The sequence below is a fragment of the Streptomyces sp. bgisy159 genome (assembly GCF_965341775.1).
Lineage (GTDB): Bacteria > Actinomycetota > Actinomycetes > Streptomycetales > Streptomycetaceae > Streptomyces.
In genome coordinates, this window is the sequence record NZ_CBDQZH010000026.1 from 92,817 (window position 1) to 114,075 (window position 21,259).

The 21,259-nt window shown below is 72.1% G+C and carries 18 protein-coding genes and 1 pseudogene; 16 read left to right on the forward strand and 3 right to left on the reverse strand.

Going from position 1 to position 21,259, the window contains the following annotated elements; translation table 11 throughout:
* Positions 1–69: 69 nt before the first annotated feature.
* On the forward strand, positions 70–660 hold the full coding sequence (locus ACSLTV_RS23730) for a TetR/AcrR family transcriptional regulator (protein ID WP_432137840.1): 591 nt from the start codon (positions 70–72) through the stop codon (positions 658–660).
* A gap of 115 nt (positions 661–775) precedes the next feature.
* On the opposite strand, the gene ACSLTV_RS23735 is transcribed toward ACSLTV_RS23730, so the two are convergent.
* A complete protein-coding gene (locus ACSLTV_RS23735; RefSeq protein ID WP_435612834.1) occupies positions 776–1,960 on the reverse strand; it encodes a PucR family transcriptional regulator in 1,185 nt (394 codons plus the stop codon).
* Positions 1,961–2,124: 164 nt separating this feature from the next.
* Between ACSLTV_RS23735 and ACSLTV_RS23740 the strand changes: the two genes are divergently transcribed.
* The 6 genes from ACSLTV_RS23740 (at position 2,125) to ACSLTV_RS23765 (ending at position 8,485) form a co-directional block, all read left to right on the forward strand.
* Positions 2,125–3,051 carry a proline dehydrogenase family protein gene (locus ACSLTV_RS23740; protein ID WP_432137838.1) on the forward strand — a complete coding sequence of 309 codons (927 nt, stop codon included), beginning with the start codon at positions 2,125–2,127 and terminating at the stop codon, positions 3,049–3,051.
* 39 nt (positions 3,052–3,090) lie between these two features.
* Positions 3,091–4,722: an L-glutamate gamma-semialdehyde dehydrogenase gene (pruA, locus tag ACSLTV_RS23745; RefSeq protein WP_432137837.1), complete on the forward strand. Its 1,632-nt coding sequence runs from the start codon at positions 3,091–3,093 to the stop codon at positions 4,720–4,722.
* A gap of 74 nt (positions 4,723–4,796) precedes the next feature.
* Positions 4,797–5,684, forward strand: a complete 888-nt coding sequence (locus tag ACSLTV_RS23750) for an alpha/beta fold hydrolase (RefSeq protein ID WP_432137836.1) — start codon at positions 4,797–4,799, stop codon at positions 5,682–5,684.
* Between the two features lie 178 nt (positions 5,685–5,862).
* Positions 5,863–5,994, forward strand: a complete 132-nt coding sequence (locus ACSLTV_RS23755; protein WP_432137835.1) for a hypothetical protein — start codon at positions 5,863–5,865, stop codon at positions 5,992–5,994.
* Positions 5,995–6,095: 101 nt separating this feature from the next.
* Positions 6,096–7,139, forward strand: a complete 1,044-nt coding sequence (locus ACSLTV_RS23760; RefSeq protein WP_432137834.1) for a 3-isopropylmalate dehydrogenase — start codon at positions 6,096–6,098, stop codon at positions 7,137–7,139.
* Between the two features lie 257 nt (positions 7,140–7,396).
* Positions 7,397–8,485: a branched-chain amino acid aminotransferase gene (locus ACSLTV_RS23765; RefSeq protein ID WP_435612835.1), complete on the forward strand. Its 1,089-nt coding sequence runs from the start codon at positions 7,397–7,399 to the stop codon at positions 8,483–8,485.
* 13 nt (positions 8,486–8,498) lie between these two features.
* On the opposite strand, the gene ACSLTV_RS23770 is transcribed toward ACSLTV_RS23765, so the two are convergent.
* Positions 8,499–9,938, reverse strand: coding sequence for a cytosine permease (locus ACSLTV_RS23770; protein WP_432137832.1), 1,440 nt, complete (start codon positions 9,936–9,938; stop codon positions 8,499–8,501).
* A 157-nt stretch (positions 9,939–10,095) separates the two neighbouring features.
* On the opposite strand from ACSLTV_RS23770, the gene ureA reads away from it, so the two are divergent.
* The 7 genes and pseudogenes from ureA to ACSLTV_RS23805 all read left to right on the forward strand — a co-directional run.
* Positions 10,096–10,800: an urease subunit gamma gene (ureA, locus tag ACSLTV_RS23775; protein WP_432137831.1), complete on the forward strand. Its 705-nt coding sequence runs from the start codon at positions 10,096–10,098 to the stop codon at positions 10,798–10,800.
* Between the two features lie 199 nt (positions 10,801–10,999).
* Complete coding sequence (locus ACSLTV_RS23780; protein ID WP_432137830.1) at positions 11,000–12,712, forward strand: urease subunit alpha; 1,713 nt, start codon at positions 11,000–11,002, stop codon at positions 12,710–12,712.
* A 31-nt stretch (positions 12,713–12,743) separates the two neighbouring features.
* A complete protein-coding gene (locus ACSLTV_RS23785; RefSeq protein ID WP_432137829.1) occupies positions 12,744–13,796 on the forward strand; it encodes an agmatine deiminase family protein in 1,053 nt (350 codons plus the stop codon).
* Between the two features lie 41 nt (positions 13,797–13,837).
* Entirely contained in the window at positions 13,838–14,443 is a 606-nt protein-coding gene (locus tag ACSLTV_RS23790) for a TetR/AcrR family transcriptional regulator (RefSeq protein ID WP_432137828.1), read from the forward strand.
* Between the two features lie 297 nt (positions 14,444–14,740).
* Complete coding sequence (cimA, locus tag ACSLTV_RS23795) at positions 14,741–16,351, forward strand: citramalate synthase (RefSeq protein WP_432137827.1); 1,611 nt, start codon at positions 14,741–14,743, stop codon at positions 16,349–16,351.
* Between the two features lie 115 nt (positions 16,352–16,466).
* Positions 16,467–17,846 (forward strand): hypothetical protein, encoded by a 1,380-nt coding sequence (locus tag ACSLTV_RS23800; RefSeq protein ID WP_432137826.1) that lies wholly within the window; start codon positions 16,467–16,469, stop codon positions 17,844–17,846.
* Between the two features lie 196 nt (positions 17,847–18,042).
* Positions 18,043–18,201: pseudogene (locus tag ACSLTV_RS23805) on the forward strand (YdeI/OmpD-associated family protein); the annotation flags it as partial.
* Between the two features lie 210 nt (positions 18,202–18,411).
* Here ACSLTV_RS23805 and ACSLTV_RS23810 read toward each other — a convergent pair.
* Positions 18,412–19,038 carry a YceI family protein gene (locus ACSLTV_RS23810; RefSeq protein WP_432157228.1) on the reverse strand — a complete coding sequence of 209 codons (627 nt, stop codon included), beginning with the start codon at positions 19,036–19,038 and terminating at the stop codon, positions 18,412–18,414.
* 322 nt (positions 19,039–19,360) lie between these two features.
* Here ACSLTV_RS23810 and ACSLTV_RS23815 point away from each other — a divergent pair, with 322 nt between their 5' ends.
* Positions 19,361–20,956 carry an acyl-CoA carboxylase subunit beta gene (locus ACSLTV_RS23815; protein WP_432137824.1) on the forward strand — a complete coding sequence of 532 codons (1,596 nt, stop codon included), beginning with the start codon at positions 19,361–19,363 and terminating at the stop codon, positions 20,954–20,956.
* Between the two features lie 57 nt (positions 20,957–21,013).
* A complete protein-coding gene (locus tag ACSLTV_RS23820; RefSeq protein ID WP_432157226.1) occupies positions 21,014–21,205 on the forward strand; it encodes an acyl-CoA carboxylase epsilon subunit in 192 nt (63 codons plus the stop codon).
* Positions 21,206–21,259 lie beyond the last annotated feature (54 nt).

Consider the following 21,259-nt stretch of genomic DNA (forward strand, 5'->3'; position numbering starts at 1 on the left):
TCGTCTAGGACGAGTGTATGGATCGCTTGTATGAGACGCCTGTATGGGCGGACGGGTAGGGTGGGGCGCATGGGACACCGTGAGGATCTGCTCGAAGGTGCCAAGCGCTGCTTGCGGGCCAAGGGGTTCGCGCGGACGACCGCGCGCGACATCGTCAAGGAGTCGGGGACCAATCTGGCCTCGATCGGCTACCACTACGGCTCGAAGGGCAAGCTCCTGGCCGAGGCCTACGTCGCCCTGGTCGGCGAGGTGTCCGAAGACTGGGAACTGCCCGGCACCCTCGACGCCGGCACGGGTACCGAGCCGGGCTCGCTCGACCGGTTCCACGAGGTCTGGTCGAACATCATCCGCACCATGCGGGAGCCCGACTCCATCTGGCACCTCAGTGTCGAGATCATCGCCATGGGCGACCAACTGCCCGAGGTGCGTGACCACTTGGCGCGGGCGCAGCGCGAAGCCGCCCGAGGGATCATCCCGCTGTTCATGGGCGGCCGGGAGGAGGACGTCGCCGAAGAGGACGTGGACTCCGTCGGGCAGCTCTACAACACCCTGATGACGGGCCTCATCGCCCAGTGGACCTTCGACCCGAGGACCGCGCCCACCGCGGAACAGCTCACCGAGGGCCTGCGCCGGGTCACCGAGGGCGTGAACCGGAGCTGATCCGCCCGGCCCGCGTCCGAAGGCGTGCGACACCCACGGAAAAGGGAGCTGAACCGCCCGGCCCGCGGCCGAGGGCGTCGACCGGACATGATCCGCCCGGCCCGTGTCCCACCTCCTACAGCCGCGCCCCCTTCAACGCCATGTGCAGCAGCAGCCGGTCCTCCCCGTCGTCCAGGTCCAGGCCGGTGAGCTGTTCGACCCGGGAGAGGCGGTAGTACAGCGTCTGGCGGTGGATGCCCAGCTCGGCCGCCGCGCGGCCGGCCTGGCCCGCGCAGTCCAGGTACACCTCGGCGGTGCGGGCCAGCTCGCGGTGGGCGGGGCCCAGCAGCGGGCCCGTGACCGGGTCGCGGACCGAGCCGAGCGAGGTCAGCAGCCGGTACGGGCCGATCCGGGACCACTCGGCGACGGGGCCCAGCCGGGGTTCCGCGCGGGCCGCGCGGGCCGCCCCCGACGCCTCGTGCCAGGCCGCGCCCAGCTCCAGCAGTCCCGTACGGGCCGCCGCCACGCCCGCCGCCGCGCCGCCCGCGCCCGCCCGCTCCACCAGCCGGCCGGCCGCCGACACCGCCGGGGCAACCACGTCCCCCGACCGCAGCCGCACCAGCACCGCCAGGCACTGATCCGTGGTTCCCCACGGCACCGTGCACAGCGCCGTCGCCCCCGGCAGCGTGCGCACCGAGGGCGCGTCGGCCGGGTCGGCCGACGGCCACGGCGCCACGCACACCACCGTGTGCGGGCCGTCCGCGCGCTGCCCGAGCGCGCTGCGCAGCTCCGCCACCGCCATGTCCCGCTGCCAGCCCTGCTCGGCGGTCAGCACCGCCCGCAGCTCCCGGGTCAGGTCCGCCCCGTGCTGCACCTCGTCGGCGAGCAGCGCGCCGATCCGCGCGGTCACCTCCATCGCCGCGGCCAGTTGCCCGTCCGACGGGCCGGGCTCGCTCTCCAGCAGCCACACGTAGCCGAGGACCACACCCCGGTGCCGGGTGGGCAGGCAGATCCGGCCGCGGTAGACACCGGCCTCCGGGGTCGGCGGGATCCGCACCGGCCCCGTCGCCCGGGTGATCCCGAACCCCTCGAACCAGGAGCGCACCGCCGCCGTGGAGCGCCGGGTGAGGATCGAACGGGTGCGGACCGGGTCCAGCGCGGACGGATCGAGGTCCACCTCGCTGTCGTACGCCCCGAAGGCGATCAGCTCGAAGTCGCGGTTCTCAAGGGTCGCGGGGGCGCCCAGCAGCTCGGACAGCTCGTCCACCAGCTCCTGGTAGTCACCCTTGCAATCCGACGTCACCGGGTCATTCTCCCGCATTCCGCGGCGGCCTTCATACATATGTCTGAGATCTGCGGCACGGATGCGTGACAGCTGTCGATGGCAGACGATCGGAGGGATCCTTAGGTTTCACGGTGGTTCTCCGTGCCGTGCCCCAATCATGGGGTGATGGCCATCAATGGCAGGTTCTGTGGAGGTGCCCCGTGCTGGGTCCCGTGATTCTCGCCGCGTCGCGCAGCGACCGGATGCGACGCCTGGTCTCGGCGGCCCCGGTGACCAAGCAGGTCGTCGACCGCTTCATCCCCGGCGAGACCGTCGACGACATCGTCCCGATCGTGCGGGAGCTCACGGGCAAGGGCCTGGAGCTGACCATGGACGTCGTGGGCGAGGACATCACCACCCCCGGGCAGGCCGCCCTCGCCCGGGACGCCTACCTGCTGCTCGTCGAGCGCCTGCGCGATCTCGACCTCGGCGAACGCGTCGAGATGTCCGTCAAGCTGTCCATGTTCGGCCAGGCGCTGGACGGCGGCCACGAGCTGGCCCTCGCCAACGTCCGCCCGGTCGTCGAGGCCGCCGCCGCGATCGGCACGACGGTCACCCTGGACGCCGAGGACCACACCACCCTCGACTCGATGTTCGCCATCCACGACGAGCTGCGGAAGGACTTCCCGCAGACCGGCTGCGTCATCCAGGCCTACCTGTTCCGCACCGAGGCCGACGCGCGCCGCCTCGCCGCGAACGGCAGCCGCGTACGCTTGGTGAAGGGCGCCTACAAGGAGCCCGCCGAGGTCGCCTACCAGCAGAAGCACGAGATCGACAAGGCGTACGTACGGATCCTGCGCACCCTGATGGAGGGCGAGGGCTACCCGATGATCGGGTCCCACGACCCCCGCCTGATCTCCATCGCCCAGGAACTCGCCCGCAAGGCCGGCCGCAAGCTCGACGAGTACGAGTTCCAGATGCTGTACGGCATCCGGAGCGACGAGCACCTGCGGCTGGCCGCCGAGGGCCACCGCATGCGCGTCTACACGGCCTACGGCACCGACTGGTACGGCTACTTCATGCGCCGCCTTGCGGAGAAACCGGCCAACCTGCGCTTCTTCGTCCGCAGCATGATCACCAAGGGCTGACCCCGCACACCCGCTCACCCCCAAGGAGTTACGGATCCCATGGACGCTGTGACCCAGGTCCCCACCCCCGTCAACGAGCCGGTGCACGGCTACGCCCCCGGCTCGCCCGAGCGCCAGCGCCTGGAGGCCAAGCTCAAGGAGCTGGCCGAGAACCCGATCGACCTGCCGTGCACCATCGGCGGCGAGCGGCGGATGGGCGGCGGCGAGACCTTCCAGGTCGTCCAGCCGCACAACCACAAGGCCGTGCTCGGCACGTACCGCAACGCCACCCGGGCGGACGCCCAGGACGCCGTCGACGCGGCCCTGGCCGCCGCGCCGGCCTGGCGTGCGATGTCCTTCGACGACCGCGCGGCGATCATCCTGCGCGCCGCCGAGCTGCTGGCCGGCCCCTGGCGCGAGACCCTGGCCGCCTCCACCATGCTCGGCCAGTCCAAGACCGCCCAGCAGGCCGAGATCGACACCCCCTGCGAGCTGGTCGACTTCTGGCGCTTCAACGTCGCCTACGCCCGCCGGCTCCTCGCCGAGCAGCCCCCGGCCAACGCCCCCGGCGTCTGGAACCGCCTGGACCACCGCCCGCTGGAGGGCTTCGTCTACGCGATCACGCCGTTCAACTTCACGGCGATCGCCGGCAACCTGCCGACCGCCCCGGCCCTCATGGGCAACGTCGTCGTGTGGAAGCCGTCCCCGACGCAGACCCACGCCGCCGTGCTGCTGATGCAGCTGCTGGAGGAGGCCGGCCTGCCCAAGGGCGTCATCAACCTCGTCACCGGCGACGGCATCGAGGTCTCCAAGGTCGCCCTGGTCCACAAGGACCTCGCGGGCATCCACTTCACCGGCTCGACCAAGACCTTCCAGTACCTGTGGAAGACGGTCGGCAACAACATCGAGAACTACCGCACCTACCCGCGCCTGGTCGGCGAGACCGGCGGCAAGGACTTCCTGGTCGCCCACCCGAGCGCCGACCGCGCGGTGCTGAAGACCGCCCTGACCCGCGGCGCCTTCGAGTACCAGGGCCAGAAGTGCTCGGCGACCTCCCGCGCGTACATCCCCGCGTCGATCTGGAACTCCGGGTTCAAGGAGGAGTTCGCGGCCGAGGTCGACTACCTCACCATGGGCGACGTCACCGACCTGTCCAACTTCATCGGCGCCGTCATCGACGAGCGCGCCTTCGCCAAGAACAAGGCCGCCATCGACCGCGCCAAGGAGGACCCCACCTGCACGATCGTCGCGGGCGGCACCTACGACGACTCGGTCGGCTACTTCGTCCGCCCCACCGTCGTGGAGTGCACCGACCCGGAGAACGAGGTGTTCACCACCGAGTACTTCGGCCCGTTCCTCGCCGTGTACGTCTACGACGACGACAAGTACGACGAGATGCTGGAGCAGATGGAGTCGGTCTCCGCCTACGCGCTCACCGGCTCGGTCGTCGCGGGCGACCGCGCGGCGGCGGCCCACACGATGGACAAGCTGCGCTACGCGGCCGGCAACTTCTACATCAACGACAAGTCGACCGGCGCCGTCGTCGGCCAGCAGCCCTTCGGCGGCGGCCGTGCCTCCGGCACCAACGACAAGGCCGGTGCCCCGCAGAACCTGATGCGCTGGACCCTGACCCGCGCCATCAAGGAGACGCTGGTCCCGCCGACCGACTACACCTACCCGCACATGGGCTGACGGCCCGGCAGGCGCCGACGGGCCGGGTCTCCCACAGGGGACCCGGCCCGTCGGTGTGCCGTGACAATGGGCGCATGACCGTTCTGACCGACGACGGGGTGCGCCTGTGGGCCGCCGCCTGCGGGCGGGGCGAGCCGCTGGTGCTGTGCCACGGAGGCCCCGGCCTGTGGGACATGTTCGGGGACGTGGCCGGGATGCTCGGCGACGCCGCCACCGTGATCCGCTGGGACCAGCGCGGCTGCGGCCGCTCCGAGCGGTGCGACGGGCCCTGGACGGCCGAGCGCTTCGCCGCCGACCTCGACGCGGTACGACGCCACTTCGGCCTGGAGCGCATGGCACTGCTCGGCCACTCCTGGGGCGCCCAGCTGGCCCTGGACTACGCGCTCGCGCACCCGGAGCGGGTGAGCACGCTGGTCTACGTGGCCGGAACGGGCATCGACCCGGTGTCCTCGTGGCACGGCCGGTATCAGGAGAACTTCCTGGCCAGGCTCACCGAGGTGCCCGAGCGGGCCGCACGGTGGCGGGATCTGCCGAACGGGGACCCGGAACAGGCGATCCTGCGGTGGTCGGCCGACTTCGCGGACCGGGAGCGGGCGCTGGAGCTCGCCGAGCGGATGGCGGACCCCTGGTTCGGGATCAACTTCGCGTGCAACAAGGCCCTGAACGCCGAGACCCGTAACACCTGGGGCACTCCCGGGCTGTACGCGGCCTGTCGGCGGCTCGACGTGCCGGTGCTGATCGTCGACGGTGCGCGGGACATCCGGCCCCGCTCGGCCGTCGACTCCCTGGAGCGGGCGCTGCCCCGCGTGCGCCGGGTGGTGTTCCCGGACGCCGGTCACCTGCCGTGGGCGGAGGAGCCGGACGCCTTCCGGGCGGCCGTGGTGGCGGCCCTCCAGCATGAAAGCCCAGGTCGGCGAGGTGTGACCCGGTCCGCCGTCTCAGATAGTAGGAAGTCCGAGTAATTGTGGAGACAGGCGGGCCCCGCTCCCTTAGTTTTGTAGGAGCCGAACGTCTCGCTCGACCAAGCGAAGGACGTCGAGAGCCGTGACCCGTGCAGGAAACCCCTGCGGTGACGGCCTCCGTCCCATCCGGCGTCTCCCCTTCCGTGCTCCCGGATTTTCCAGAAGGAGTCGATTCCCCATGGCCGAGACGACCGTCCGCCGCCGAGTCCGCCACCTCTCCCGTGCGAGTGAGTCCGACCGCAAGCAGGCCGCCGCCGCCCTCCAGCGCGCCCTCGACCGCCGTGACAACGGCGGCCAGACCGGCCACTGAACCCCTCGGCCGGGAGCCGCACCCCGGGCGGGCGACACGGCGCTGTCCGTATGGCGGACGGTGCCGTGTCATCCCCTGGGACGAGGAGTAGGGTGCCGGGCATGTCTCGCAGCATCGATCTCGCAGTGATCCCCGGTGACGGCATCGGCCAGGAGGTCGTGGCCGAAGGTCTCAAGGTCCTCTCCGCCGTCCTTCCGCAGGATGTGAAGCTGGAGACCAAGGAGTACGACTTCGGCGCCCGCCGGTACCACGCCACCGGTGAGACCCTCACCGACGCCGACCTCGAAGCGCTCAAGCAGCACGACGCCATCCTGCTCGGCGCCATCGGCGACCCCAGCGTCCCCTCCGGTGTCCTGGAGCGCGGCTTCCTGCTCAAGCTCCGCTTCGCCTTCGACCACCACGTCAACCTGCGCCCGAGCAAGCTGCTCCCGGGCGTCGCCACGCCGCTCGCCGGCCAGCCGGAGATCGACTTCGTCGTCGTCCGCGAGGGCACCGAGGGCCCCTACACCGGCAACGGCGGCACCATCCGCAAGGGCACCCCGCACGAGGTCGCCACCGAGGTCTCCGTCAACACCGCCTTCGGTGTCGAGCGGGTGGTCCGGGACGCCTTCGCCCGCGCGCAGGCCCGCCCCCGCAAGAAGCTCGCGCTGATCCACAAGAACAACGTGCTGACCTTCGCCGGTCACCTGTGGACGAACATCTTCAACAAGGTGGCCGAGGAGTTCCCCGAGGTCACCACCGAGTACATGCACGTCGACGCGGCGACCATCTACCTGGTCACCCAGCCCGAACGGTTCGACGTGATCGTCACCGACAACCTGTTCGGCGACATCGTCACCGACCTCGCCGCGGCCGTCTCCGGCGGCATCGGCGTCGCGGCCTCCGGGAACATCAACCCCGGTGGCGAGTTCCCGTCCATGTTCGAGCCGGTCCACGGCTCGGCCCCGGACATCGCCGGCCAGGGCAAGGCGGACCCCACCGCCACCGTCCTGTCGGTCGCCCTCCTGCTGCGCCACCTCGGCTACGACGCCGAGGCGACCCGCGTCGAGGAGGCCGTCGCCGTCGACCTCGGCGAGCGTGCCGGCAAGCCCGCCCGCTCCACCTCCGAGACCGGCGACGCGCTCGCCGTACGCGTAGCCGGCTGACCCGCCGCGCCACGTCACCACACGAAGCCGCCGGGTCGCATTCCGCACCCGGCGGCTTTCCGTATGCGGCGCCGGGTGCCACCATCGAGCCCTGGGCCGCTCTCACCCCGATTCCTTCCGGCGCCACCCCCGCGCGATAATCGAACGCGGAGCCGCGGAATGAGGGAAAGCTCGGACGTCCTAGCACTGGCCGGAAACGGTCGGCGCCGGGTATGAGCCGCGGCCCGTCACAACCAACCGGTGAAGGACAACCACTGATGACGACGCCCACGATCGAGCTCAAGCCCTCCGCCCACCCGCTCTCCGCCGCGGAGCGCGAAGCGGTCCTGGCCAACCCCGGCTTCGGACGCCACTTCACCGACCACATGGTGACGATCAAGTGGACCGAGGGCCGCGGCTGGCACGACGGGCAGCTCGTCCCGTACGCGCCGCTCTCCCTCGACCCGGCCACCATGGTCCTGCACTACGCCCAGGAGATCTTCGAGGGCCTCAAGGCCTACCGCCGGCCCGACGGCTCCGTGGCCACCTTCCGCCCGGAGAAGAACGCCCTGCGCTTCCAGGCGTCCGCCCGCCGCCTCGGTATGCCCGAGCTGCCGGTCGAGACCTTCATCGAGGCCTGCGACGCCCTGGTCCGCCAGGACGAGGGCTGGGTCCCGGCGCACGGCGGTGAGGAGTCCCTCTACCTGCGACCCTTCATGATCGCCACCGAGGTCGGGCTGGGCGTCAAGCCCGCGGGGGAGTACCTCTTTCTGGTGATCGCCTCACCGGCCGGCGCCTACTTCCCCGGTGGCGTCAAGCCGGTCTCCATCTGGGTCTCCGAGGACCACGTCCGCGCCGTCCCCGGTGGCATGGGCGACGCCAAGACCGGCGGCAACTACGCCGCGTCCCTGCTCGCCCAGGCCGAGGCCGCCGCCGAGGGCTGCGCCCAGGTCTGCTATCTCGACGCGGTCGAGCGCAAGTGGGTCGAGGAACTCGGCGGGATGAACCTGTACTTCGTGTACGGCGACAAGATCGTCACCCCGTCCCTCACCGGTTCCATCCTGGAGGGCGTCACCCGCGACTCCCTCCTCACCGTCGCCCGCGACCTCGGCTACGAGGCCGAGGAGGGCCGCGTCTCCGTCGACCAGTGGCAGCGCGACTCGGAGGACGGCACCCTGACCGAGGTCTTCGCCTGCGGCACCGCCGCCGTGATCACCCCGGTCGGCACGGTCAAGCGCACCGGCGCCCAGTGGCAGCAGAGCGGCGGAGAGCCCGGCGAGGTCACCCTGCGCCTGCGCCGGGCTCTGCTGGACATCCAGCGCGGCACCGCCGAGGACAAGCACGGCTGGATGCACAAGCTGGCCTGACGCCGGCCGGGCCCTAGAGCTCGCTGCCCGCCAGGACCGCCCCGGAGTGTGCCTCCGGGGCGGTCCCGCCGCTTTCCCGGCCGCGCGTCAGCGCCAGGTACACCGCGCCGCCGACCAGCCCGGACAGCAGGAAGCTGCAGTCCACCCCGCCCGTCAGCGCCAGCAGCGGACCCTCGTACCGCGGCAGCGACACGGCGAGCAGGCCGACCGCCGCGCCGAGCGCCCAGGACACCGTCGCGGGGATGTTCCAGCCGGCGTGGAACCAGTAGATCCCGCCCCGGGCGCGGCGGTTGAAGACCTGCAGGGCATCCGGGTCGTACACGCCGCGGCAGCGGGCGAAACCGATCAGCGTGATGACGGCCCACGGGGTGCCGACAGCGGTCAGCAGCAGCACGAACGACGTCATGGCGTCCTGCGCGCTGGAGGCGTAGTGGCCGGCGAAGACGCAGGCCGTCGCCACCACGGCCACCGTGTACGTGGCCCGCGCCCGGGAGGCGCGCGGCAGGATCGCGTCCAGGTCCAGCCCCATCGAGTACAGCATCAGCCCGGCGTTGCCGACCGAACCGGCCGAGGCGGCCAGCAGCAGCGGGAGCAGGTACCAGGCGGGGGACGCGTCCACGAGCGGCCCCGCGTAGTCCAGGGCGGCGCGCGCCGCGTAGGCCGTGAACGTGCCGAAGAGCTGGGGCACCAGCAGGCCGAGGACCAGCCCGAGCCAGGTGGCGTGCAGCACCGTACGGGAGGAGTGTCGGGCCGGGGAGATGTAGCGCGTGTAGTCGCCGAGCAGCGTGATGAAGGCGATCGGCCCGGACAGTCCGGCCGCGACCATGGCGAGCAGCCAGGTCGGCCAGTAACCGCCCAGCAGATAGCCGCCGGCGTCCGGCAGCGCGGCGGTGGTGAAGCCGGGGGCGTACGCGATCACACCGAGGACCAGCAGCGCGGTCATCCCCACCGCCAGCACCCGGGACATCGCCAGCAGCACCCGGTAGCCGTAGACCGCGCCCGCGACGGTGGCCGCCGCGAGCAGCGCGTAGATCACGCCGTACGACACCCCGTCCGCGGGCAGGCCGAACAGCCGGCCGAGGACACCGACCATCACATCACCGCCGATCCACACCGTCAGCGCGGTGTAGCCGAGGGCCAGCAGCAGGCCGACCACCGAGCCGACCAGCCGGCCGCGGACGCCGAACTGGGCGCCGGAGGAGGTCGACAGGTTGGTCGCGGTGCGCAGCGAGATCAGCGCCAGCGGGGCGGTCAGAGCGGTGCCGGCCAGTGTGCCGACGACGACCGAGGTGACCGACGACCACCAGTCGAGGCCGAAGGACGGGGGCAGCCAGCCGAAGACGATCACGCCCAGGCAGAGGTTGGAGCCGAGCAGGATCGACACCAGGTCACGGGGTCCGCTGGTGCGTTCCTCCTCGGGGATGGTGTCGACTCCGCGCTGTTCCATCGGCATGGCAGGTCTCCTTCGGTCGGCCGCCGTCGGCATGTTAGAGCGACGTTCAATGTGAGTCATCATGGGACGGTGGTCAACAGGTGAAGCGCCTCAATCTATGGCTTCCTTGGTTTAGATTCATGTTCTAAGGTGGCCCAGGCAAGGAGGTGCCCGGAGCATGAGACTGACCCCCACCGAGCGTGACCGCCTGCTGCTCTTCGGAGCCGCGGAGCTGGCCCGCGCCCGCCGCGCCAGGGGGCTGCGGCTGAACGTCCCCGAGGCCACGGCCCTGATCGCGGACACGGTCTGCGAGGCCGCCCGCGACGGCGCCCGCCTCGCCGAGGCCGTCGAGCGGGCCCGCGCGGTGCTCGGCCCGGACGACGTCCTGCCGGGCGTCGCCGACGTGGTCACCGAGGTCCATGTCGAGGCCGTCTTCGACGACGGCTCACGGCTGGCCGTGGTGACCGCCCCGATCGGCGGGGGCCTCGGCGGGGACGCCCCCGGCGCGCTGCTGCCCGGCCCCGGATACACCGAACCGGCGGCCGCCGTACGGCTCACCGTCACCAACACCGCGACCGTGCCGGTCTCCGTCACCTCCCACTTCCACTTCTTCGAGGCCAATCCGCGCCTGGACTTCGACCGCACCGCCGCCTACGGCATGCGCCTCGCCGTCCCCGCCGGTTCATCGGTCCGCTTCGGACCGGGCGACAGCGGCGAGGTCGGGCTGGTGCCGATCGGCGGCGACCGGATCGCCATCGGCTTCGCGGGTCTCGTCGACGGCCCGCTGGACGCCCCCGGCGCCCGCGAAGAGGCCCTGCGCCGTGCGGCGGCCTGCGGTTACCTCGGCGTTCCCGCGATCGTGGGCGAGGAGGCCGGGCGATGAGCCGCCGAGGAGGTCGCCCGACCGGCACCCGGCGCTCGGCGCGAACCGGGCGGGGCGGGGTCCGGGGTGCGCGGGCCGGCTTCGCCGGCGGCCCGCCGACAGTGCCCGACGCCCCGCCGACCGTGCCCGACGCCCCGCGCCGTGCCGCCGCCCGTGGCTGCCCGAGCGTTTCCGTGACACCCGGCGAGGAGGCCGAGCGATGAGCCGTCCAGGAGGACATCCGGCACCGGCGCGGCGCCTCACGCCGTACGAGTACGCCGCCACGCACGGCCCGCGCGCCGGGGACCGGGTCCGGCTCGGGGACTCGGGGCTGACGATCCGCGTCGAGTCGGACGCCCAGCGACCCGGCGACGAGTTCCTCGCCGGGTTCGGCAAGACGGCCCGCGACGGACTGCACCTCAAGGCCGCAGCCGTCCGCGACACCTGCGACGTGGTCATCAGCAACGTCGTGGTCGTCGACGCCGTGCTGGGCATCCGCAAGGTGTCCATCGGCATCCGCGAGGGCCGCATCCACGCCGTCGGCCGGGCCGGCAACCCCGACACCCTCGACGGGGTGGACGTCGTCGTCGGCACCGGCACCTCCATCGTCTCCGGCGAGGGACTCATCGCCACCGCCGGCGCCGTGGACACCCACGTCCACCTGCTCTCCCCGCGGATCATGGAGGCCTCGCTGGCCTCCGGTGTCACCACGGTCATCGGGCAGGAGTTCGGGCCGGTGTGGGGCGTCGGCGTCAACTCACCCTGGGCGCTGCGGCACGCGTTCGGCGCCTTCGACGCCTGGCCGGTCAACATCGGCTTCCTCGCCCGGGGTTCGTCCTCCCACGCGGCGCCCCTCGTCGAGGCCCTGGCCGAGGGTGGCGCCTCGGGCTTCAAGGTCCACGAGGACATGGGCGCCCACACCCGCGCCCTGGACACCGCCCTTCGGGTCGCCGAGGAGCACGACGTCCAGGTCGCCCTGCACAGCGACGGCCTCAACGAGTGCCTGTCCGTGGAGGACACCCTGCGCGTCCTGGAGGGCCGCACCATCCACGCCTTCCACATCGAGGGCTGCGGCGGCGGACACGTCCCCAACGTCCTGAAGATGGCCGGCGTGCCGAACGTCATCGGCTCCTCAACCAACCCGACCCTGCCCTTCGGCCGGGACGCCGTCGCAGAGCACTACGGCATGATCGTCTCCGTCCACGACCTCAAGACCGACCTGCCCGGCGACGCGGCCATGGCCCGCGACCGCATCCGCGCCGGCACCATGGGCGCCGAGGACGTGCTGCACGACCTGGGCGCCATCGGCATCACGTCGTCCGACGCGCAGGGCATGGGCCGGGCCGGCGAGACCGTCCGCCGCACCTTCGCCATGGCCGGCAAGATGAAGGCCGAACTCGGCGCCCCCGACTGCGGCCACGACAACGACCGCGTCCTGCGCTACATGGCCAAGCTGACCATCAACCCGGCCATCGCCCACGGCCTCGCCCACGAGGTCGGCTCCCTGGAGGCCGGCAAACTCGCCGACATCGTGCTCTGGCGCCCCGAGTACTTCGGTGCCAAGCCGCAGCTCGTCCTCAAGGCCGGCTTCCCGGCGTACGGCGTGGTGGGCGACCCGAACGCGGCCACCGACACCTGCGAACCCCTCGTCCTCGGACCCCAGTTCGGGGCGTACGGCGCCACCCCGGCCGACCTCTCCGTGGCCTTCGTCGCGCAGGCCGCCGTCGACCGGGGCCACGACGCGATGCCGACCCGCCGCCGCCGGGTCGCCGTGCGCGGCACCCGCGGCATCGGCCCGGCCGACCTGCGCCTGAACTCCCGTACCGGAGTGGTCGACGTCGACCGGAGTACCGGGCTGGTGACGCTCGACGGCGAACCGCTGCGCTCCGCGCCCGCAGACTCGGTCTCCCTCAACCGCCTCTACTTCCTCTGAAGGGCACCCCTTTCCCGTGAAGGACACCCGTATGACGACCCCCGCCGCCGACGGCTTCCGCATGCCCGCGGAGTGGACGCCGCACGAACGCACCTGGATGGCCTGGCCGGGCCCCAACCCCACCTTCGACGACCCCGGGGCGCTGGCGGCCGCGCGCACCGCCTGGGCGGCGGTGGCTCGCGCGGTCCGCCGCTTCGAACCGGTCACGGTGGTGTGCGGACCGGGCCAGTCCGCCGACGCGCGCGCCCTCCTCGGCGAGGGCGTCGAGACGGTCGAACGCGACCTCGACGACGCCTGGATGCGCGACATCGGCCCCACCTTCCTCACCGGCGCCCGCGGCGAACTCGCCGCCGTGGACTGGACGTTCAACGGCTGGGGCGCCCAGGAGTGGGCCCGCTGGGAGCACGACGCGAAAATCGCCGCCCATGTCGCCGACCTCGCGGGCTGCACGACGACGTACGCCTCGGACCTCGTCAACGAGGGGGGTGCGATCCACGTCGACGGGGAGGGCACCGTTCTGCTCACCGAGACCGTGCAGCTCGGCCCCGAGCGCAACCCGCACTGGACGCGGGAACAGGTCGAGACCGAGATCCACGCCATGCTCGGCACCCGCAAGGCGATCTGGCTGCCGCGCGGCCTCACCGGCGACTACCCCCCGTACGGCTTCGGCACCCTCGGCCACGTCGACATCGTCGCCGCCTTCGCCCGTCCCGGCGTGGTCGTCGCCCACGTCCAGCCCGACCCGGCGCACCCGGACCACGAGGTGACCAAGGAGATGGTCGGCCTGCTGCGCGCACAGACCGACGCCCGCGGCCGCCGCCTGGAGGTCGTTGAGGTCCCGGCGCCGACCGTCCTGGAGGCCGACGGGCACTGGGCCGACTACTCCTACATCAACCACTACCTCTGCAACGGCGGTGTGGTGCTCTGCGCCTTCGACGACCCGCGCGACGAGATCGCGGCCGGAATCTTCCGCCGGCTGTTCCCCGACCGCACGGTCAGCCTGGTCGACGCCCGCACCGTCTTCGCGGGCGGCGGCGGCATCCACTGCATCACCCAGCAGCAGCCCAAGGCGCCGGTCAGGTAGAACATACGGGTGAACGTTCCCGCTTCGCCCGGCGCCGCCCTATGAGCACGCCCCGCCGCACCCCGGCCCCCGCGCGCGAGCAGATCCTCGCCGCCGCCATGGCGATGATCGCCGAGCGCGGTCTGGAGAAGCTCACCATGGCCGCCCTCGGCCGCGAGGTCGGCATGAGCAGCGGACACCTCCTCTACTACTTCCGCTCCAAGGACGAACTGCTGCTGCAGACCCTGGAGTGGAGCGAGGGTCGGCTGGGCGCCGAGCGCGGGCGCCTGCTCACCCGGGACCTGTCCGCCCGCGAACGGCTCGACGCCTACGTCGACCTGTACGTCCCCGACGGCCACCGCGACCCGCACTGGACGCTCTGGCTGGAGGTGTGGAACCGCTCGCTGAACGCGGACGGCGACGCCCGCGACCGCCAGGCCGCCATCGAGGGCGCCTGGCACCGTGACCTGGCCGCGCTGCTCGCCGAGGGCGTCTCGCGCGGCGAGTTCCGCCCGGTCGACGCCGACCGCTTCGCCGCCCGGCTGCGCGCGCTGCTGGACGGGTTCTCCATCCACGTGGCGATCGGCCTGCGCGGCACCGACCGCGAGCAGGTTCTCGGCCACGTCGGGGAGTTCATCGCCGGCTCCCTGCTGGCGCGGGACGCCTGACCGCATCCTGAGACGGACGGTGAGCGCGGGGACACTTTGTGCCAGACTGCCCCCGTGCTCTCGTTCGCCATGATTATTGGCAGCAGGCGCGCCGGTCCGCAGTGACCGCCAGGTACGACCACGTACGGGCGGACACCGTCGTCCTCGACCCGCGCGCAGACCTCTCGCACCCGCGAGGGGTTTTTCGCTTTTTCTGGCCCACCCACAGCCGGGAGCGAGAGCGCGAGGGACCATGGGGGGACGGTGGAGCCGGTCATTCCGGTAGACCGAGATCTCAGTTTCAGGAGCCTTGAGACCATGACCGAGACGGCAAGCAGCGAGCTCGACGATTCCTTCCACGTCTTCGACACCACCCTGCGCGACGGCGCGCAGCGCGAGGGCATCAACCTCACCGTCGCCGACAAGCTCGCGATCGCACGGCACCTGGACGACTTCGGCGTCGGCTTCATCGAGGGGGGATGGCCCGGCGCGAACCCCCGCGACACCGAGTTCTTCGCCCGCGCACAGCAGGAGATCGACTTCAGGCACGCCCAGCTGGTCGCGTTCGGCGCCACCCGCCGCGCCGGCGCGAAGGCCGTCGACGACCCGCAGGTCAAGGCGCTCCTGGACTCCGGCGCCCCGGTGATCACCCTGGTCGCCAAGTCCCACGACCGGCACGTCGAACTGGCCCTGCGCACCACCCTCGACGAGAACCTGGAGATGATCCGCGACACGGTGTCCCACCTGCGCGCCCAGGGCCGCCGCGTCTTCGTCGACTGCGAGCACTTCTTCGACGGCTACCGCGCCAACCCCGAGTACGCCAAGGCGGTCGTCCGCGCCGCGTCCGAGGCGGGAGCGGACGTCGTGGTGCTCTGCGACACCAACGGCGGCATGCTCCCGGCGCAGATCCAGGCGGTGGTCTCCACCGTCCTCGCCGACACCGGCGCCCGCCTCGGCATCCACGCCCAGGACGACACCGGATGCGCGGTCGCCAACACCCTCGCCGCCGTCGACGCCGGCGCCACCCACGTGCAGTGCACCGCCAACGGCTACGGCGAGCGCGTCGGCAACGCCAACCTCTTCCCCGTCGTCGCAGCCCTGGAACTGAAGTACGGCAAGCAGGTCCTCCCCGAGGGCCGGCTGCGGGAGATGACCCGGATCTCGCACGCCATCGCCGAGGTCGTCAACCTCACCCCCTCCACCCACCAGCCCTACGTCGGCGTCTCCGCCTTCGCGCACAAGGCCGGCCTGCACGCCTCCGCCATCAAGGTCGACCCGGACCTGTACCAGCACATCGACCCCGAGCGGGTCGGCAACACCATGCGGATGCTGGTCTCCGACATGGCCGGGCGCGCCTCGATCGAGCTCAAGGGCAAGGAACTCGGCGTCGACCTCGGCGGCGACCGCGAACTGGTGGGCCGCGTCGTCGAGCGGGTCAAGGAGCGCGAACTCGAGGGCTACACGTACGAGGCCGCCGACGCCAGCTTCGAACTGCTGCTGCGCTCCGAGGTGCAGGGCCGGCCGCTGCGGTACTTCGCGGTCGAGTCCTGGCGTGCCATCGTCGAGGACCGCCCCGACGGCACCCACGCCAACGAGGCCACCGTCAAGCTGTGGGCCAAGGGCGAGCGCATCGTCGCCACCGCCGAGGGCAACGGCCCGGTCAACGCCCTGGACCGCGCCCTGCGCGTCGGCCTGGAGAAGATCTACCCCGAGCTGGCCAAGCTCGACCTCGTCGACTACAAGGTCCGCATCCTGGAGGGCGTGCACGGCACCCAGTCCACCACCCGCGTCCTGATCTCCACGACGGACGGCACCGGCGAGTGGTCCACGGTGGGCGTCGCCGAGAACGTCATCGCGGCCTCCTGGCAGGCCCTGGAGGACGCGTACACGTACGGGCTGCTGCGCGCGGGGGTGGCCCCGGCCGAGTAGTCCGGCGTCGGCGCGTACGTCGGTCGGGGCCGGCCGGGCGGCCGGCCCCGGCGGACTCGCTCCTTGACTTGCCGCCGAATGTCCGTATTGGGGCGTATTCAGGTAGCTTCGAGGTATGAAGGTCGCGATACCGGTCCGCGCCCTCGCCGGACTGCTGCTCGCGCTGGCGCTCGCCGCCCTGGCCCTGCTCCCGGCGATCGCCCCGCAAGCGCGCGCGGCGCCCGGTGCGCCCGCGCAGACCAGCGTCTCCGCCATCGCCGCGGCCCTGCGTGAGGATCCCGTCTACGTCGACCCGGCCGCCACCGACCAGCTGTCCCCGTCCGAGGTCCAGGCGCTGAGCCGGCGCATCGAGAACGCCGACAAGCCGCTCTTCGTCGCCGTCCTGCCCGCCGACCAGCCCACCGAGCGGCTCTTCGCTGACCTGCGCACCGCCACCGGCATCACCGGCCTGTACGCCGTCCGCCTCGGCGACCGCTTCGACGCCCGCGCCGACTCCGCCGTCCTGTCGAACACGGCCGTGCGCAACCTCGTCGACAGCGTCCGCGGCGAGAGCGACGCCGCCACCCAGCTGACCGAGTTCACCGACCGGGCCGTTGCCAACATGGGCGGATCCGCCCCGGCCTCCTGGTCCGGCGGCGACGGCACCGGCGTCTCCGCGACCGCCCTGATCACCACAGGCGCGGTCCTCGTCGCGGGGGGCGCCGGGGCGTACGCCCTGATCCGGCGCAACCGCCGCCGCCACGAGGAGGAACGGCGGGCCGCCCTGGAGAGGCTGCGGGTCGTCGTCGACGAGGACATCACCGCCTTCGGTGAGGAACTCGACCGGCTCGACTTCCACCCCGCCGAGGCCGGTGCCGACGACGCGATGCGCGCGGACTACGAACGAGCGCTGGACGCCTACGACCAGGCCAAGTCGGCGATGGCCGCCGCGGCCCGGCCGGAGGACGTGCGGCCTGTCACCGAGGCCCTGGAGGACGGCCGCTTCAGCCTGGCCCAGCTGGCCTCCCGCCGTGACGGGCGTCCGCTGCCCGAACGCCGGCCGCCCTGCTTCTTCGACCCCCGGCACGGCCCCTCGGTCGCCGACGCCACCTGGTCCCCGCCCCGCGGGGCGCCCCGCGAGGTCCCGGTCTGCGCCGCCGACCGGACCCGGCTGGCCGACGGCCGCGACCCGGTGATCCGCGAGGTCGACAGCGACGACGGCCGCCGCCCCTACTGGGAGGCCGGCCCCGCCTACGGCCCGTGGGCCGGCGGTTACTTCGGCGGCGGCCTCCTGCCCGGCCTGCTGGTCGGGACCATGCTCGGCGGCATGATGGCCACCCCGTCCTACGCGGCCGACTACGGCACCGGCTACGGCGACTTCGGCGCCGCCGGCTACGCGGGCGGCGACGTCTCCGGCGCGGACTTCGACCCCGGTGACTTCGGCGGCGGCTTCGACGGCAGCGGCTTCGACGGCGGCTTCGGCGGCGGGGGAGGCGACTTCGGCGGGGGCTTCTGACCCGCACGGAACCGAGCGGAGGCCCGGGGAGCCGACACCGGGCCCGGCACCCCAGGCCGCGGTCGTCGGCGCCCCGCTCCTGCGGCACCGGGCCCCCGGCACCTCAGGCCGCCGGTCGCCGGTGCCCCCGCCCAGGCACCCTGGCCCTGGCGCCGGCCCTACCCCGCACCCGGCACGTCTCTCCGGGCCCGCCGAGGTGGCGGCGGCGCGGGCGGACGGGCCCTGGGCGGCGGCGTACGAGCAGCGCCACGCGGCCGTCCCCGACGACCTCGCCGCCGCGTTGGCCCGTCGGCCGCGTGCCCGGGCGGCCTTCGAGGCGTTCGGCCGCGCCGGCCGCTACCGGGTCACGCTCGGCCTGTTCCGGGCCCCGCACCCGCACCCCGCCGCCCGCGAGGCCCGGTCGTCCGGGCGCCGGGCAAGCTGGAGGCGGTGCTCGCGCGGGCGGTACCGGGCGCACGGACCCCGGACGCGCCGAGCGCCCGCCTTCCGCGGGGGAGGGGAAGGCGGGCGCGCTCGGGGTGACGCCGACGCGGCTCGGGCGGAGGCCCGGTACCGGGGGTGCGGCTCAGCCGGCGTTCCGGACGGCCGAGATGTCGAAGTTCAGCTTGATCTTGTCAGAGACCAGTACACCGCCCGTCTCCAGCGCGGCGTTCCAGGTCAGGCCCCACTCGGAGCGAAGGATCTCCGCCTTGCCCTCGAAGCCGACGCGCTCGTTGCCGAAGGGGTCCTTGGCGGAGCCGTTGAACTCCAGGTCGATGGTGAGCGGCTTGGTGACGCCGAGGATGGTCAGGTCGCCGGTGATCCGGTAGTCGTCGCCGCCGAGGGCCTCCGCCCGGGTCGAGCGGAACGTCATCGTCGGGAACTCCTCGGTCCGGAAGAAGTCCGCGCTCTTCAGGTGCCCGTCACGGTCGGCGGACCCGGTGTCGATGCTGTCCATGGTCACGTCGAGCGAGGCCGCGGAGCGGGCCGGGTCGGTGCCGTCCAGCCGCAGCGAGCCGGTGAACTCGCTGAACCTGCCCTTGACGTTGGTCACCATCGCGTGGCGGGCGACGAAGCCGATCGTGGAGTGGGCGGGGTCGATGGTGTAGTCGCCGGTCAGGGCGGCGAGGTCGGCGGCGCCGACGGGGGTGGCGGCGGTCAGGGTGGCGGTCCGTGCGGTGGTGTCGTCGCTCTTGCGGCCGAAGATGCCCATGATGTGCTCCTTTGTGGGGACGGGAGACCCGGCCCGTTGAATGTTCAACGACTTCAACGGTTTCGACCCTAGACCTATTCCGTTCAATGTTCAACATCTGTGTCCGGTGGGCCGGCCGGAGCGGTTAGGCTCAGCGGGTGAACCGTGCCGCGCCGTCGCACCCCACCCCCACTTTGTGCGACTCCCACAACGCACACGCCCTCTGAGCAGTCGGAAAGCCTGCATGCCCCTCGGGTTCTGTTCAGGGGTACCAGGAAAACGGGCCGGAGACTGTACGGAGTCGACGGCTCGCTTTCCTTGGTGGTCTTCGTAAGGTCGCTACATGACCGTTTTGGAAGAGACGACGGGCGAGCCGACCGGGGAGCCGACGGACGCGCGCGGGCGGGTCGCCGAGCTGCACGAGATCCGTGCGCAGGCACTGGCCGGCCCCAGCGAGAAGGCGACCGCGGCGCAGCACGCCAAGGGCAAGCTGACCGCCCGCGAACGGATCGAGCTGCTGCTGGACCCGGGTTCCTTCCAGGAGGTCGAGCAGCTGCGCCGGCACCGCGCCACCGGCTTCGGCCTGGAGGCGAAGAAGCCCTACACCGACGGTGTGATCACCGGCTGGGGCACGGTGGAGGGGCGCACGGTCTTCGTCTACGCCCATGACTTCCGCATCTTCGGCGGCGCGCTGGGCGAGGCCCACGCCACCAAGATCCACAAAATCATGGACATGGCCATCGCGGCCGGCGCGCCCCTGGTGTCGCTCAACGACGGTGCCGGGGCCCGTATCCAGGAGGGCGTCTCCGCGCTCGCCGGCTACGGCGGCATCTTCCAGCGCAACACCAAGGCGTCCGGCGTCATCCCGCAGATCAGCGTCATGCTGGGCCCGTGCGCGGGCGGCGCGGCCTACAGCCCCGCCCTGACCGACTTCGTCTTCATGGTCCGCGAGACCTCGCAGATGTTCATCACCGGCCCGGACGTCGTCAAGGCCGTCACCGGTGAGGAGATCACCCAGAACGGGCTCGGCGGCGCCGACGTCCACGCGGAGACCTCCGGCGTCTGCCACTTCGCGTACGACGACGAGGAGACCTGCATCGCCGAGGTGCGCTACCTCCTCTCGCTGCTCCCGCAGAACAACCGCGAGAACCCGCCGCGCGTCGAGTGCTCCGACCCCGCCGACCGCCGCTCCGACGTCCTGCTCGACCTGGTCCCGGCCGACGGCAACCGGCCGTACGACATGGCCAAGGTCATCGAGGAGATCGTCGACGACGGCGAGTACCTGGAGGTCCACGAGCGCTGGGCGCGCAACATCATCTGCGCCTTCGGCCGGCTCGACGGCCAGGTGGTCGGCATCGTCGCCAACCAGCCGCAGAGCCTCGCGGGCGTCCTCGACATCGAGGCCAGCGAGAAGGCCGCGCGCTTCGTGCAGATGTGCGACGCCTTCAACATCCCGATCCTCACCCTTCTGGACGTACCCGGCTTCCTGCCCGGCGTGGACCAGGAGCACGGTGGAATCATCCGGCACGGCGCCAAGCTGCTGTACGCCTACTGCAACGCGACCGTGCCGCGCATCTCCCTCATCCTCCGCAAGGCGTACGGCGGCGCCTACATCGTCATGGACAGCCAGTCCATCGGCGCCGACCTCACCTACGCCTGGCCGACCAACGAGATCGCCGTGATGGGCGCCGAGGGCGCCGCGAACGTCATCTTCCGCCGTCAGATCGCCGACGCCGAGGACCCCGAGGCCATGCGGGCCCGCATGGTCAAGGAGTACAAGGCCGAACTGATGCACCCGTACTACGCGGCGGAGCGCGGTCTGGTGGACGACGTCATCGACCCCGCCGAGACCCGCGAGGTCCTGATCAAGTCCCTGGCGATGCTGCACACCAAGCACGCCGACCTGCCCTCCCGCAAGCACGGCAACCCCCCGCAGTAACCCAGCGGACTTTCCGCGGCACCCCCGCGGAAACCTCTTCCACGGAGACTGACAGCCATGAACACGCCTGACATCCGCGTAGAGAAGGGCCACGCCGAGCCCGAGGAGGTCGCCGCCATCACGGCTCTCCTGCTCGCCCGCGCCGCCGCCCGCCCCGCCGAGACCCCGGCGCACCGCGGCCGTGCGAAGGCCGGCTGGCGCCGCCTGGAGCGCGAGCCGGGCTTCCGGGCGCCGCACAGCTGGCGCTGACGCCCCGCCCGACACAGCACTGGGGGCCCCCTCCCCCAAGGAAGGGGGGACAAA

Bases quoted from the DNA above. Each gene is read 5' to 3' on its own strand.
- ACSLTV_RS23735 (WP_435612834.1), bottom strand. From the start codon at position 1,960: ATGCGGGAGAATGACCCGGTGACGTCGGATTGCAAGGGTGACTACCAG.
- cimA (WP_432137827.1), top strand. From the start codon at position 14,741: ATGACCGAGACGGCAAGCAGCGAGCTCGACGATTCCTTCCACGTCTTC.
- ACSLTV_RS23755 (WP_432137835.1), top strand. From the start codon at position 5,863: ATGGCCGAGACGACCGTCCGCCGCCGAGTCCGCCACCTCTCCCGTGCG.
- ACSLTV_RS23785 (WP_432137829.1), top strand. From the start codon at position 12,744: ATGACGACCCCCGCCGCCGACGGCTTCCGCATGCCCGCGGAGTGGACG.
- ureA (WP_432137831.1), top strand. From the start codon at position 10,096: ATGAGACTGACCCCCACCGAGCGTGACCGCCTGCTGCTCTTCGGAGCC.
- ACSLTV_RS23765 (WP_435612835.1), top strand. From the start codon at position 7,397: ATGACGACGCCCACGATCGAGCTCAAGCCCTCCGCCCACCCGCTCTCC.
- ACSLTV_RS23730 (WP_432137840.1), top strand. From the start codon at position 70: ATGGGACACCGTGAGGATCTGCTCGAAGGTGCCAAGCGCTGCTTGCGG.
- ACSLTV_RS23800 (WP_432137826.1), top strand. From the start codon at position 16,467: ATGAAGGTCGCGATACCGGTCCGCGCCCTCGCCGGACTGCTGCTCGCG.
- ACSLTV_RS23780 (WP_432137830.1), top strand. From the start codon at position 11,000: ATGAGCCGTCCAGGAGGACATCCGGCACCGGCGCGGCGCCTCACGCCG.
- ACSLTV_RS23790 (WP_432137828.1), top strand. From the start codon at position 13,838: ATGAGCACGCCCCGCCGCACCCCGGCCCCCGCGCGCGAGCAGATCCTC.
- ACSLTV_RS23770 (WP_432137832.1), bottom strand. From the start codon at position 9,938: ATGCCGATGGAACAGCGCGGAGTCGACACCATCCCCGAGGAGGAACGC.
- ACSLTV_RS23750 (WP_432137836.1), top strand. From the start codon at position 4,797: ATGACCGTTCTGACCGACGACGGGGTGCGCCTGTGGGCCGCCGCCTGC.
- ACSLTV_RS23815 (WP_432137824.1), top strand. From the start codon at position 19,361: ATGACCGTTTTGGAAGAGACGACGGGCGAGCCGACCGGGGAGCCGACG.
- pruA (WP_432137837.1), top strand. From the start codon at position 3,091: ATGGACGCTGTGACCCAGGTCCCCACCCCCGTCAACGAGCCGGTGCAC.
- ACSLTV_RS23810 (WP_432157228.1), bottom strand. From the start codon at position 19,038: ATGGGCATCTTCGGCCGCAAGAGCGACGACACCACCGCACGGACCGCC.
- ACSLTV_RS23760 (WP_432137834.1), top strand. From the start codon at position 6,096: ATGTCTCGCAGCATCGATCTCGCAGTGATCCCCGGTGACGGCATCGGC.
- ACSLTV_RS23820 (WP_432157226.1), top strand. From the start codon at position 21,014: ATGAACACGCCTGACATCCGCGTAGAGAAGGGCCACGCCGAGCCCGAG.